The 13922-nt window shown below is 70.7% G+C and carries 10 protein-coding genes and 2 pseudogenes; 9 read left to right on the top strand and 3 right to left on the bottom strand.

Features of this window, described 5'->3' with window-relative positions:
* Positions 1-108: 108 nt before the first annotated feature.
* The gene (locus tag D474_RS29880; RefSeq protein ID WP_017616018.1) at positions 109-1548 is read left to right on the top strand and encodes a sugar porter family MFS transporter; all 1440 of its coding nucleotides are present in this window, start codon (positions 109-111) and stop codon (positions 1546-1548) included.
* A 66-nt stretch (positions 1549-1614) separates the two neighbouring features.
* Here the strand turns inward: D474_RS29880 and D474_RS0123935 are convergent, their stop codons facing one another.
* The gene (locus D474_RS0123935; RefSeq protein ID WP_017616019.1) at positions 1615-2355 is read right to left on the bottom strand and encodes a GntR family transcriptional regulator; all 741 of its coding nucleotides are present in this window, start codon (positions 2353-2355) and stop codon (positions 1615-1617) included.
* Between the two features lie 188 nt (positions 2356-2543).
* Here D474_RS0123935 and D474_RS0123945 point away from each other — a divergent pair, with 188 nt between their 5' ends.
* The 8 genes and pseudogenes from D474_RS0123945 (at position 2544) to D474_RS0123980 (ending at position 11816) form a co-directional block, all read left to right on the top strand.
* Entirely contained in the window at positions 2544-3548 is a 1005-nt protein-coding gene (locus D474_RS0123945) for a Gfo/Idh/MocA family protein (protein WP_017616021.1), read from the top strand.
* The gene (gene iolC, locus D474_RS0123950; protein ID WP_017616022.1) at positions 3545-4570 is read left to right on the top strand and encodes a 5-dehydro-2-deoxygluconokinase; all 1026 of its coding nucleotides are present in this window, start codon (positions 3545-3547) and stop codon (positions 4568-4570) included. The genes D474_RS0123945 and iolC overlap by 4 nt, the downstream gene beginning before the upstream one ends.
* On the top strand, positions 4560-5435 hold the full coding sequence (locus D474_RS0123955; RefSeq protein WP_017616023.1) for a Cgl0159 family (beta/alpha)8-fold protein: 876 nt from the start codon (positions 4560-4562) through the stop codon (positions 5433-5435). The genes iolC and D474_RS0123955 overlap by 11 nt, the downstream gene beginning before the upstream one ends.
* Positions 5432-6325, top strand: a complete 894-nt coding sequence (gene iolB, locus D474_RS0123960) for a 5-deoxy-glucuronate isomerase (RefSeq protein WP_017616024.1) — start codon at positions 5432-5434, stop codon at positions 6323-6325. The genes D474_RS0123955 and iolB overlap by 4 nt, the downstream gene beginning before the upstream one ends.
* Positions 6325-8208, top strand: a complete 1884-nt coding sequence (gene iolD / locus D474_RS0123965; protein WP_017616025.1) for a 3D-(3,5/4)-trihydroxycyclohexane-1,2-dione acylhydrolase (decyclizing) — start codon at positions 6325-6327, stop codon at positions 8206-8208. Before iolB ends, iolD begins: the two co-directional genes overlap by 1 nt.
* A 34-nt stretch (positions 8209-8242) precedes the next feature.
* Entirely contained in the window at positions 8243-9739 is a 1497-nt protein-coding gene (locus tag D474_RS0123970; RefSeq protein ID WP_017616026.1) for a CoA-acylating methylmalonate-semialdehyde dehydrogenase, read from the top strand.
* A 34-nt stretch (positions 9740-9773) separates the two neighbouring features.
* Positions 9774-10692, top strand: a pseudogene (locus D474_RS29885) (sugar phosphate isomerase/epimerase family protein).
* Between the two features lie 107 nt (positions 10693-10799).
* Positions 10800-11816, top strand: coding sequence for a Gfo/Idh/MocA family protein (locus tag D474_RS0123980; protein ID WP_017616027.1), 1017 nt, complete (start codon positions 10800-10802; stop codon positions 11814-11816).
* A 551-nt stretch (positions 11817-12367) separates the two neighbouring features.
* On the opposite strand, the gene pcaDC is transcribed toward D474_RS0123980, so the two are convergent.
* Both pcaDC and D474_RS0123995 read right to left on the bottom strand, forming a co-directional pair.
* The gene (gene pcaDC / locus D474_RS29895; RefSeq protein ID WP_239647166.1) at positions 12368-13414 is read right to left on the bottom strand and encodes a bifunctional 3-oxoadipate enol-lactonase/4-carboxymuconolactone decarboxylase PcaDC; all 1047 of its coding nucleotides are present in this window, start codon (positions 13412-13414) and stop codon (positions 12368-12370) included.
* Positions 13415-13604: 190 nt separating this feature from the next.
* Positions 13605-13922: pseudogene (locus D474_RS0123995) on the bottom strand (3-carboxy-cis,cis-muconate cycloisomerase); the annotation flags it as partial.

Here is a 13922-nt window from a genome sequence, read left to right on the forward strand (position 1 = left end):
CGAAGTGATTGGTAATTATGTCTAGACATGCTTGTGCGTGAAGGTTACGGTGATCGGCATCACAGACGCCTGACCGGCATCAATCCGACCTGTCTGAGGTTTCCTCCCATGGCCGCAGAGAACGAACGCAAGGTCGGCACCGATGAGCCGCACCGCGGTCGGCGCAGGAAGAGCGCCGTCCTCATCTACATCTTCGGTGTCATCGGTGGCATCAACTGGGGTTATGACACCGGCGTCATCTCCGCAGCGCTCATCTTCCTCCGAGAGGACTTCAACCTCACGAGCTGGGCAGAGGGCTGGGTCACGACCGGCCTGATCATCGGCGCCGTGATCGGTGCCGCGTTCGGCGGAAGGCTGGCCGACAGGTACGGCCGTTGGAAGGTCCTGCTCGTCACCGCGCTCTTCCTCCTGGTCGCACCGCCCGGTATGGCGTGGGCGCCGGAGGAGTTCACCCTCTTCGTGTTCCGCTTCGTCGCCGGCCTCGGCGCGGGGCTGACCGCGGTCATCCTCCCCGTCTACCTGTCCGAGATCGCACCCGCCAGGATCCGCGGCAAGGTCACCGGCCTCTATGCGCTGTCGATCGTGACCGGCCAGTTCCTGGGCTTCCTCGTCGGCATGGCCTTTGCGCCTCTGGAGTCCTGGCGCTGGATGCTCGGCTTCTCCGTCGTCCCCTCGATCCTGTTCACCATCGGTCTGTTCTTCATCTGGGAGACACCGCGCTGGCTGGTGATGAAGGGCCGCAGGGACGAAGCCATGCGGGTGCTCCTGCACGACCGTGCTCCGGTGGAGGCCGAGCGCGAGCACGCCGACATCTGCCGGACGCACGAAGCGGAGAAGGCCTCGTGCGGTTCGCCGTGGAAGGTCCTGCGTCAGGCGTGGGTGCGCCCGATCCTCGTCATCGGGATCAGCGTCGCGATGTTCCAGCAGTTCATGGGCATCAACACGATCATCTACTACGCCCCCACCGTGCTGCAGAACGTCGGGTTCGAGGACGAGGCCGCCATCGCCGCCAACCTCGTCATCGGCGTGCTCAACATCCTCGCGATGTGGTTCGCCCTGAGCTACGCGGACCGCTGGGGCCGCAAGCCCCTCATGCTCGCCGGCGCTGCCGGCACCTTGCTCAGTCTCGGGATTCTGGCGGCCACCAACCTCACCCAGCCCGCCCCGGACGGGTTCGGGGTCGTCGGGCTCGTCACCTTGGCCTGCATCGCCGCCTATGTCTTCCTGTTCCAGATGAGCTGGGGAAGCATGACCTGGGTCGTCCTCGGAGAGCTCTTCCCGCTCAGCGTCCGAGGCCCTGCCATGGCGCTGGCGACGACCCTGTTGTGGGTCGCCAACGGCCTCGTCGCCCTGAGCTTCCCGCCGCTGCTGGAAGCGGTCGGGGTCGGCCGGCTGTTCGCCGGGTTCTCGGTGATCTGCCTGGCCGCTCTCCTCTTCACCGTCCGGCTCCTGCCGGAGACCAAGGGCAAGTCGCTCGAACAGATCGAGGCCACCTTCCGAGGCACCCCGGGTGTGCGTACCGCCCCTGGCTCCAGGCAGGTGGGCTGATACCCCGAGGGCCCCGTGGCGTGTGCCGGCCTCCTCGGTCGTGCGCCCGTCAGGGGTGCCGGCAGGTCAGTCGGTGAGCGTGAGCTCGAACGAGTAGCGGGAAGCCCGGTAGATGTGCGAACCGATCTCGACCACCCGTCCGATGTCGTCGTAGACGGTGCGGTCCATGGTCAGGAGCGGGGCCCCGGGCTTCTCGTTCAGGCTCTCGGCCTCCTCGGGGGCGGCGTTGCGCGCTCCGATGCTCTGCGAGGCGATCTTGAGTCGCACGCCGGTCGCGCGCAGGAGCTGGTAGAGCCCGTTGTCGGCCAGAGACTGCTCGTCCAGGCGGACGAGGTCGAGCGGCACGTAGTTGCGCATCAGCGCGAGGGGTTCGTCGCCGGCGTAGCGCAGCCGATCGATCACGTGGACCTCCGTGTCCGCCGACAGTTCCAACGAGGCGGCGACGGAGGCCGGGGGTGTCTCCTGTGCCAGTCGGAGCACATCGGTTCGGGGGTGTTCGCCGACGCGGTGGAGGTCGTCGTAGAGGCTGGACAGTTCCACCGGCCGGCGGACGCGGGGCCTGACCACCTGGGTGCCCACTCCGCGTTTGCGTACCAGCATGCCGCGGTCCACGAGGTACTCGATCGCCCGGCGCAGGGTCGGCCGGGACAGGCCCAGCCTGTCGGCCAGCACCAGCTCGTTCTCCAGTTTGGTTCCCGCGGGCATCTCGCCCGATTGGATGCGCTGCTCGAGCTCCTGGGCGACCTGGAAGTAGAGCGGCACGGGGCTGCTGCGGTCCAAGGGGATGGACAGCGGGGTCTGCGTCACAGATTCGTCCGTTCTGGGGTGGGTGCAGGGTTTTCTGCCCTCGGGCCGAGTGTAACGAAAACACTGTTGCCTTGAAGTGAACAGGTAAGTATGTCTAGACAAAGTATTGACGGGCCCCTTCCTGCTCGGTGAGCATGGTCACGTATCGGGGCGAGCGCCCCGCGAGGCCGCAGGAGAAGAGGTGGAACATGCGCATCGGCCTGGTCGGGGCGGGACGGATCGGACAGTCCCACGCCGCAGCGGTGGCTGCCGCCCCCGATGTGGACGAGCTCCTTGTGGCCGACTCGGACCCCGAACGTGCGTCTGCCACGGCACGACTGGTGGGAGCACAGGCTGTCGGCGAGGTCGACGACCTGTTCGTACCGGACGCGATCGACGCCCTCGTCATCGCGGCGGCCACGCCGGCCCACCCCGGGCTCATCCGCAAGGGCGTGGACCACAAGCTCCCGGTCTTCTGCGAGAAGCCCGTCGCACCGACCGTCGCCGAGACCGTCGAGGTCCTGGACGCGGTCGACCGTTCCGACGTCCCCGTGCACATCGGGTTCAAGCGCCGTTTCGACGCGGGCTTCCGCCGAGCGCACCGTGCAGTCCGGGAGGGCGAGCTCGGTGACCTCCACCGGGTCCACATGGTCACCTGCGACATGGCGCCACCGCCGGCCTCCTTCATCGCCACCTCGGGCGGCATCTTCCGTGACTGCCACGTCCACGACTTCGACGCCCTGCGCTGGATCACCCGACGTGAGGTCGTGGAGGTGCACGCCTTCGGGGCCAACCGGGGTGCGGACCACTTCTCCGAGGCCGGGGACGTGGACAACTCGGCCGCCGTGCTGCGCATGGACGACGACACCCTCGTCACCCTCCAGGGGGCGCGTTACAACGGCGGCGGTTACGACGTGCGAACGGAACTGGCCGGAACGCGCGGCACCCTCGCCGTCGGCCTGGACGCCCACGCCCCGCTGCGCTCGGCCGAGCCCGGGGCCGACTTCCCGGCGGGCGAGCCCCGCGAGGAGTTCTGGTCGCGCTTCCGCCCCGCGTACGAGGCCGAGATCGCGGCCTTCGTCCGCATGGTGCGCGACGGAGGAACCAGCCCGTGCACGGTCGCCGACGCGCTGGAAGCCGTGCTCGTGGCCGAGGCCGCCGAGCACTCCCGCCGCCTGGGCCGCCCCGTGCGCGTGAGCGAGGTGCGGCCATGAGCCACGAGAGCAAACCGACCCGACTTTCCACGGAGGACACCGTGAACAGTTCGCCCAACCCCGGCCCCGACGACCGGCTGGAGGTCGTCACCATGGGCCGGGTCGGCGTCGACATCTACCCCGAGCAGATCGGGGTCGGGCTGGACCAGGTCGACACCTTCCGCAAGTTCCTGGGCGGGAGCCCCACCAACGTCGCGGTCGCCGCCGCACGCCACGGGCGCTCCTCGGCCGTGGTCACCCGGACCGGTGAGGACACCTTCGGCCGCTTCGTCCGCCAGGCGCTGCGCGGCTACGGGGTCGACGACCGCTTCGTGAGCGCGGTGCCCGGAGTGGCCACGCCCGTCACGTTCTGCGAGATCTTCCCGCCCGACGACTTCCCTCTGTACTTCTACGGGCGCGACCCCGCCCCCGACCTCCTCGTCCAGGCCGACGAACTGGACCTGGCCGCGGTGGCCGGCGCCGACCTGTTCTGGGCCACGGTCACCGGACTGTGCCGCGAACCCAGCCGATCGGCCACTCTGGAGGCCCTTCGCGCCAGGCAGCGGCGCGGCCACACCGTCCTGGACCTGGACTACCGGCCGATGTTCTGGGACTCGCGGGAAGAGGCGAGCCGATGGGCCGCCGAAGCGCTGTCGATGGCCACCACGGCCTGCGGGAACCTCGACGAGTGGGAGACGGCCGTCGGCACCCGCGACCCCGAGGAGGCCGCCCGCAGAGGGCGTGAGGCGGGACTGTCCCTGGCAGTGGTCAAGCAGGGCCCCGAAGGGGTTCTCGCGGTTGACGACTCCGGCTCCCACCGCGTGCCTCCGCTGACCGTCGACGTGGTCAACGGCCTCGGCGCGGGCGACGCCTTCGGCGGGGCGCTCTGCCACGGGCTGCTCTCCGGATGGCACGTGGAGCGCACGACACGGTTCGCCAACGCGGCCGGGGCCCTGGTCGCCTCCCGCCTGTCCTGCTCGGAAGCCATGCCCGCGACCGAAGAGGTGTGGGAGTCCCTGGGGGAGGTGGCCCATGCCGGCTGACCGTCTCGAAGAGATCATCCGGACCAGGCTGCACCGCCCGTGGGCCATCGCCGAGGCCGCCGAGCGCCGTGTCCGCCCCGCCTCACCGGTGGGGGCCAACGGGCGCGCGATGATCGTGGCGGCCGACCACCCGGCCCGCGGGGCCCTGCGGTCGGGCGCGCGGCCCATGGCCATGGCCGACCGCGCCGACCTGTTGGACAGGCTGTGCACGGCGCTGTCCCGCCCCGGCGTGACCGGCGTGTTGGCCACCGCCGACATCGTCGAGGACCTCCTCCTGCTCGGAGCCCTGGACGGCAAGTCGGTCTTCGGTTCCATGAACCGGGGCGGACTGGCCGGGGCCGGGTGGGAGATCGACGACCGGTTCACCGGTTACACCGTCGAGGGCATCGTCCGCTCCGGCCTGGAGGGCGGCAAGATGCTGATGCGATTGGACTACGACGACGAGCGCACCGCGGCGACGATGGAGAGCTGCGCCCGGGCGACCAACGCGCTCAACGACGCCCACCGGGTGGCCATGGTCGAACCCTTCATCTCCCGCCGGTCCGACGGGGTGCTCCGCAACGACCTGTCCCCGGACGCCGTGACCCGCTCGGTCGCCATCGCCTCCGGTATCGGCCATTCCTCGGCCCACACGTGGCTCAAGCTCCCTGCGACCGACGACATGGAACACGTCCTGGCCGCGACCACCCTGCCCACCGTGCTCCTGGGGGGCGAGGTCGCCGGCGACCCGGAGGCCTCCTACGCGGCGTGGGCCAAGGCTCTCGAAGCACCGAACGCCATCGGCCTGACGGTCGGCCGTTCGCTCCTGTACCCGGCCGACGACGACGTCGAGGCCGCAGTCGACACCGCAGTGGGGTTGCTGTGAACACTACGAACGAGCGCCATCTTCCGGCCCTGAGCACCGCCGAACCGCCGTTCCGGACCGTCGTCACCCCCGAGAGGGCCGGGTGGGCCCACTCGGGGCTGTGCGTCCTGGGGCTGGAACCGGGCGGGACCTACGAGCTGTCCACGGGTGACTCCGAGACCCTCGTCCTGCCGCTCGAGGGCGGCTGCACGGTCACCGTGGACGGGCACACCTTCGAGGTCACCGGGCGCAGCGGCGTCTTCGACCGCGTCACCGACTTCGTGTACCTGCCGCGGGACGCCGCGGCTGTGGTCACCAGTTCTTCCGGGGGGCGGTTCGCACTCCCATCCGCGCGGTGCGAGAGGAGGCTCGAGGCCCGGTACGGACCCGCCGAGAAGGTGCCCGTGGAGCTGCGCGGGGCCGGTCAGAGCAGCCGGCAGGTCAACAACTTCTGCACGCCGGACGCCTTCGAGGCCGACAAGCTCATCGCCTGCGAGGTGGTGACACCGGGGGCCAACTGGTCGTCGTACCCGCCGCACAAGCACGACGAGGCGACCGAGACCGAGTGCGCCCTGGAGGAGATCTATTACTTCGAGGTCGCCGAGGGACCCCAGGGTCCGGGCATGGCCTACCAGCGCGTCTACGGCACCGAGGACCGCCCGATCGACGTCCTGGCCGAGGTGCGCAGCGAGGACCTCGTGCTCATCCCGCACGGTTGGCACGGGCCCTCCATGGCGGTGCCCGGCTACGACCTCTACTACCTGAACGTCATGGCCGGGCCGGGACCCGAGCGGGTCTGGCGCATCTGCGACGACCCCCGCCACGGCTGGGTCCGCCAGAGTTGGAAGGACCTGCCCGTGGATCCCCGGCTGCCTCTGTACACCGCCGAGGGCAGGGGAGGTGCCCTCTGATGGGTGAGACCGTACGGCTCACGGTGTCCCAGGCCCTGGTGCGGTTCCTGGCCGCGCAGTACACCGAGAGGGACGGCGTCGAACAGCGCCTCTTCGCCGGGGCGTGGGGCATCTTCGGACACGGCAACGTCGCCGGCTTCGGACAGGCGCTCCTGCAGGCCGCCGACACCGGCGAGGCGGACCTGCCCTACTACCTGGCCCGCAACGAACAGGCGATGGTGCACGCCTCGGTCGCCTACGCCAAGACCCACAACCGTCTGCGGGCCTTTGCGTGCACGGCCTCCACCGGGCCCGGCTCCACCAACATGGTCACCGGCGCGGCCCTGGCCACCACCAACCGGATCCCGGTCCTGCTGCTGCCCTCGGACATGTTCGCCACCCGTGCACCCGATCCCGTGCTGCAACAGCTGGAGGACACCCGTGCGGGTGACGTCACCGTCAACGACTCCCTGCGCCCCGTCTCCAAGTACTGGGACCGGGTCATCCGTCCCGAACAGCTCATCCCCGCGGCCCAGGCGGCGGTCCGGGTCCTGACCGACCCCGTCGAGACCGGGGCGGTGACCCTCTGCCTGCCCCAGGACGTGCAGGCCGAGGCCTTCGACTGGCCCGTGGAGTTCTTCCGCCGCCGCGTCTGGCACGTGGGACGGCCCCCGGCCGAACCCGACGCCGTCGCCCGTGCCGCTGAGGCCATCCGCAGCGCACGGCGTCCGCTGCTCGTGGCCGGGGGAGGGGTCGTCTACTCCGGGGGCGAAGCGGAACTGCGCGCGTTCGCCGAGGCCACTGGGGTGCCGGTCGCCGACACCCACGCGGGCAAGGGGGCGCTGGCCTGGGACCATCCGGCCTCGGTGGGCGGTATCGGTTCGACCGGCGCCCGCAGCGCCAACGACCTGGCCCGTGACGCCGACGTCGTCATCGGGGTGGGGACCCGCTACAGCGACTTCACCACGGCCAGCCACACCGCGTTCCGGAACCCCGACGTCCGGTTCGTCAACGTCAACGTGGCACGCCTGGACGCGGCCAAGCACGCCGCCACCCAGGTCGTGGCCGACGCCCGGGAGGCTCTGGCCGCCCTGCGCTCCGAGCTCGAGGGCTGGCACGCTCCGGCCGATCACCGGCAGCGGGCCGAGGAGGCCGCGACCTCCTGGCAGGCGGAGGTCGACCGGTGCCACCGGGCCGAGGGGCGCGACGGCCTGCCTGCGCAGACGGCGGTCCTGGGCACCCTCAACGACACACTCGACGACCGCGACGTGATCATCAATGCGGCAGGCAGCATGCCCGGCGACCTGCAGATGCTGTGGCGGGCCCGCGACCCGAAGACCTACCACGTGGAGTACGCCTACTCCTGCATGGGCTACGAGGTCGCTGCGGGTCTCGGCGTGAAGATGGCGGCCCCGGACCGCGAGGTCGTGGTCCTGGTCGGCGACGGCTCCTACCTGATGATGGCCCAAGAGGTCGCGACCATGGTCTCCGAAGGGATCAAGGTCGTCATCGTCCTGGTGCAGAACCACGGGTTCGCCTCCATCGGGGCCCTGTCGGAGGACCTGGGCTCCCAACGCTTCGGTACGCGCTACCGCTACCGCGACCCCGGCACGGGCCGACTGGACGGGGGAGTCCTGCCCGTGGACCTGGCCGCCAACGCCGCGAGCCTCGGGGCGCACGTGATCCGCGCCGATGGTCTTCCCGACCTCCGCGAGGCCCTGGTCGAGGCCAAGGCCTCCGAGACCACCACCGTCGTGCACGTGGAGACCGACCTGTACGGGCCCAACCCGCCGGGCAGCGGCTGGTGGGACGTACCGGTCAGCGAGGTCTCCGAGCTCGACAGCACCCGGGAGGCCCGCCGGGTCTACGACGAGCACAAGCAACAACAGCGCCACTACCTGTGAGCGCGTTCTCCGCCTCGAGTCAAGGACAACGACCGTGAACACCATCGCGCACTGGATCGACGGCAAGCCCGCCACGGGCGATTCCTCCCGCACCGCCCCGGTGTGGAACCCAGCCACAGGATCCGAGCAGGCCCGCGTCCTGCTCGCCGAACCCTCCGACGTCGACACCGCCGTGGCCTCGGCCCGTGCGGCGTTCGAGACCTGGAGCCAGACTTCCCTGACCCAGCGCACCCGGATCATGTTCCGGCTGCGCGAGCTGCTGACCCGCCACGAGGACGAACTCGGCCGCCTGGTCGCGGCCGAACACGGCAAGGTCGTCGACGACGCCCGCGGGGAGATCGTGCGCGGGCGCGAGGTCGTCGAGTACGCCTGCGGGATCACCAGCGCCCTGCAGGGCGGCTACTCCGACCAGGTCTCCGGCGGGGTGGACACCTTCTCCCTGCGCCAGCCGCTCGGCGTGGTCGCGGGCATCACCCCGTTCAACTTCCCCGTCATGGTGCCGCTGTGGATGCACCCGATCGCGATCGCCTGCGGCAACACCTTCGTGCTCAAGCCCAGCGAGCGCGACCCCTCGGCCGCCAATCTGATCGCCGAGCTCTACGCCGAGGCCGGCCTGCCGGAGGGGGTGTTCAACGTCGTGCACGGCGACAAGACCGCGGTGGACACCTTGCTGGACCACTCGGGTGTGGACGCCGTCTCGTTCGTGGGTTCGACCCCCATCGCCCAGCACGTGCACGAGCGGGCCACCGCCTCGGGCAAGCGGGTCCAGGCCCTGGGCGGGGCGAAGAACCACGCCGTGGTCCTGCCCGACGCCGACGTGGAGTTCGCGGCCGACCACCTGACCGCGGGTGCGTTCGGCTCGGCCGGCCAGCGGTGCATGGCCGTCTCGGTGGCCGTGGCCGTGGGGGACGCGGCCGACGCCCTGGTGGAGGTGCTGGCCGACAAGGCCCGCGAGGTGCAGGTCGGCCCGGGCCAGGACAGCGGCAACGACATGGGGCCCGTCATCACCGGCCAGGCCCGGGACCGGGTGGCCTCGTTCGTGGCCTCGGGCATCGAGCAGGGGGCCCGGGCCGTGGTCGACGGGCGCGGGACGCGCGTGGAAGGCCACGAGGAGGGCTTCTTCATCGGCCCCTCGCTCCTGGACCACGTCACCCCGCAGATGGACGTCTACCGCGAGGAGGTCTTCGGGCCCCTGCTGGTGGTGGTGCGCGCTGGCGACCTGGACGAGGCGCTCGAGATCGTCAACGGCAACCCCTACGGCAACGGGACCGCGATCTTCACCAACGACGGTGAGGCCGCGCGCCGCTTCCAGCGCGGTGTGAGCGTCGGGATGGTCGGTGTGAACGTGCCGATCCCCGTGCCGAACTCGCACTACTCCTTCGGCGGCTGGAAGGACTCGTTGTTCGGCGACACCCACATCCACGGACCCGAAGGCGTGGCCTTCTACACCCGCGCCAAGGTCGTCACGAGCCGGTGGCCCCGGGTGGGCCGCTCGGTCGAGGCCGCCTTCAACTTCCCCAGCCACAGCTGACCTTCCGCCCTCGCAGACCAGAGAGGTTGCCCCGATGACAGTCACCGACACCACGCCTCGTACCGGCTCGGCCAAGGACCGCATGGTCCTCGGATCGGCCCCCGACTCGTGGGGCGTGTGGTTCCCCGAGGACGAATTCCAGACCCCCTGGAACCGCTTCCTGGACGAGCTCGTCGAGTCCGGTTACGACTGGCTCGAGCTCGGCCCCTACGGCTACCTGCCCACGGACCCCGACCGGCTCAACGACGAGGTCGGCTCACGCGGCCTGAAGGTCAGCGGCGGCACAGTCTTCGGGGACCTGCACAACGCCGACAACTGGGAGGAGACGGTCGCGACCGCTCGTGCGGTCGCCGGTCTGACCGCTGCCGTCGGGGCCGGCCACCTGGTCTTCATCCCACCCATGTACCGGGACGAGAAGACCGGTGCTTTCACGGAATCCCCGGACCTGGACGCGGACCAGTGGAAGAACCTCACACGCTCCGCCGACGAACTGGGCCGCATCCTCCAGGGGGAGTTCGGGGTCGGCCTGCGCCTGCACTCGCACGCCGATTCCCACATCCAGACCCAGCCGGAGATCGAACGCTTCCTGGACGGCACCGACCCCGAGCTCGTGTCGCTGTGTCTGGACACCGGCCACGTCGCCTACGGCGGGGGGGGGNNTCGGTTACGTGCACATCAAGCAGATGGACCCGCAGATCATCCAGCAGGTCGACGACGAAGGCCTCAGCTTCGGTGAGGCGGTCAAGCGGGGTGTGTGCGTGGAGCCGCCCGCCGGCGAACCCGCACCGGCCGCCGTGGTCGACGCGCTCGCCGAGGTGGACGCGGGTGTCTTCGTCATCGTCGAGCAGGACCTGTATCCGTGCGAGCCCGACGTGCCCAAGCCGATCGCGGAACGCACCCGCCGCTACCTCAACAGCTGCGGACTGGGGGCGCGCCATCAGAAGCGGCCCTGATCCGGTCGACAGGGCCGAACCGGCGGCCAGTGAGCGCGACCCGAACGAGACGAGCGGTGGCCCAGCACGGTGGGCCGTTCCGGGGAAGAGAACGAGGAGTGGGTCTGATGACCGTCAGGATCGGAGTGGTCGGCACCGGATGGATCGGGGCCGAACACATCCGCAGAATCACCACGTCGATCTGCGGTGCAGAGGTCGTCGCGGTGACCGACATCGACGCCGATCGTGCAGCCGGAGCAGTGGAGGGGACAGGAGCGCGTGTCCTGTCGAGCGAGGAGGAGGTCATCGCCGCCCAAGACGTGGACGCGGTGGTGGTCGCCTCGTGGGGGCCGGCACACGCCGAGTCCGTCCTGGCCGCGATCAAGGCGGGCAAGCCGGTGCTGTGTGAGAAGCCCCTGGCCACCAGCGTGGAGGACTGCCACCGCATCATGGAGGCCGAGGCCGCACACGGGTCCCGCCTCGTGCAGGTGGGTTTCATGCGCCGCTACGACGCCGGTTACCTGCAGATGAAGCGGGTCCTGGACAGCGGGGACCTCGGAACCCCCTTGATGGCGCACTGCGTCCACCGCAATCAGTCGGTCCCCGAGGCCTACCACTCGGAGATGGAGGCCCGCGACACCGCCGTCCACGAGATCGACACCCTGCGCTGGCTCACCGGGCAGGAGGTGGCCACGGCCCAGGTGCTCACCCCGCGCCGCACCGCGCTGAGGCACGAGCACCTGGTCGACCCGCAGATCATCCTGCTGGAGATGGCCGACGGATCGCGGGTGGACATCGAGGTCTTCGTCAACTGCCAGTACGGCTACGAGATCGGCTGCGAGATCGTGGGGGAGAAGGGCACGGTGCGCCTGCCCGAGGTGCCCGCGCCCGTGGTGCGCTCCTCCGGATCGGCGGGCACGGAGGTCCCCCAGGACTGGGTCGACCGGTTCGACCCCGCGTTCGACGCCGAGTTCACCGAGTGGGTGGACACGGTGCGCCGCGGCGCCGAGCCCGCGGGTGCCGGCGCGTGGGACGGCTACGCAGCGGCGGCCGTGTGCGACGCGGCCGTCCAGGCCCTGCACAGCGGTGAGGTCGTCCCGGTCGGTATGGCACCGCGGCCCGCGCTCTACGGAGATGCACAGTGAAGATCGCCTTCGACCCTGTTCCGGGAGCTGCCGGTCACCGAGACGGCCCGGGCCGTCTCGGTGACCCGGGGCACGAGCGCATCGAACTCTCGACTTCATGCCCTCCTCCGCTGCGCCCCGCACACCTTGCACCTGGCAGGGGAGGACAAGGCGGACGTGCGCCGGATGATGGAGTACGACAGGCTCGAGCACGTGCACGTGGCCGACACCTCCGACCACAGGGCCTCCTCGGAGCCCCGGTACGTCCTCGACCCACCGGGCACCCCGCCCGGAACCATCAGCACCGGGACGCGGGCCAGGGGGAGGTGGACCGGGAGGAGTCCTTCCGGACCTTGCGGGACGTGGAGTTCGACGGGGTGGTGACCTCGTGCGTGTTCGCCTGGGAGGAGCGGGCCCGCGAGTCCTCCGAGCACATGCTCGAACGGGTCACCGAGGGGTCGGGCGTCTGAGGCCCGGGCGGGCCGGTACGGAGCCGGCCCGCCCTGCGAACCGGTCCGCGGGGCCGAGCCGAGCCCAGGGCACGGCTCCNGCAAGGGGCGTACCCGTGTAGGTCAGGCCTCCTCGGCCAGGATCCCCTGAGCGATCGCGAAGGCCTTGTTCGCCGCGGGAACCCCGCAGTAGATCGCGGCCTGCAGGAACACCTCGCCGATCTCGTCGGCGCTCAACCCGTTGCGGCGGGCGGCGCGCACGTGCATGCCCAGCTCGTCCCAGTGTCCGTGCGCGGTCAGCGCGGTGAGCACCATGCAGCTGCGGGTGCGGCGGTCCAGGCCGGGCCGGGTCCAGATCTCACCCCAGGCGTAGCGGGTGATGAGGTCCTGGAACGGTTCGGTGAACGGGGTCTTGCGCTCCTCGGCGCGGTCCACGTGGGTGTCGCCGAGCACCGAACGACGCACCCGCATCCCCGCGGCATGCCGGTCCCCGGCGGTGAAGTGCTCGACCAGGAGTGTGTTCACCCGTTCGGCCTGCTCCCACGAGAGCAGGTGGGCCGCCCGGTCCAGCACGGCCAGGCGTGCACCGGGGATCTGCTCGGCGATGGTCGAACCGTGCCCCTCCGGAGGGGTGGCCGGGTCGTCGGCGCCGGCGATGACCAGGGTCGGGGCCACGACGCGCGGAAGGTCGGCGACGATGTCCCACTCAGCGATCGCCTCGGCCACCGACGCATACCCCTCGGCGGCGGTGGCGGCGACCCGGTCGCGGCGGGTCTGCACCTGCTCGGGGTGCTCCGCGGCGAAAGCGGGGGTGAACCAGCGGTCCACGACCCCGTCGGCGACAGCTGAGGTGCCCTCGGCCCGCACCAGCTTGGCCCGGTCCAGCCAGTTCTGCGCAGGGGCCATGCGCGGCGAGGTCGCCAGCAGCGCGAGCCGGTCGATGCGCTCGGGTGCGTGCACCGCCAGCCACTGGCCGATCATGCCGCCCAGCGACAGTCCGGCGTAGTGGGCGCGGCGCACCCCCAGGTCGTCCATCAGGCGCAGGACGTCCCCGGCCAGCTCGGCGATGGAGTAGGGGCCGTCCGGGACGGGGGAGCCCCCGTGCCCGCGGGTGTCGAAGCAGATCACCCGGAAATGGGCCGAGAGCGCCTCGACCTGCGGCTGCCACATGTCGGCGGNNNNGGCCGCTGACGGTGTGGTGGAGTTCAACGCTCATGGGGTTCTCGGGCGTGGAAACCCCCGTCTTCAGGCGGGGAGGAAACGCCCTTCTCCTTCCTGGCTGGACTTACAGAAACGTGCGAGGGCCCCGAACCACCGGTAAGTGGTTCCGTAATCCCCTCCCGTCAGGGAGGAGAGTAAGTCAAGGGTGTCCTTCTTCGCTGTTCGTGCTGCCGCTACGCCCCGCCGTGCCCGCGCCGGTGACGCGGTCGGTGAACAGGCCGGCCGACCCCAGGTAGCCGGAGGGGTCGAGCAGGGCGCGGATCCGGTCGGGGGTCCGGACCCCGTCGAGGCGCTCGGCGAGCACCCCGACCAGGTCGTGTCCGGTCTCGACGGCCTCTGCGCAGGCGTCCGAGACGAGGTGGTGGGCCTCCAGGCGCCCCAGCTCCGGGGCCAGGTCGGTGGTGACCCGTTCGCTGAGCGCGGTCCCGCCGGTGGCGTCCAGTCCGCTGCGCATCCG

This window comes from Nocardiopsis salina YIM 90010 (genome assembly GCF_000341025.1).
GTDB lineage: Bacteria > Actinomycetota > Actinomycetes > Streptosporangiales > Streptosporangiaceae > Nocardiopsis > Nocardiopsis salina.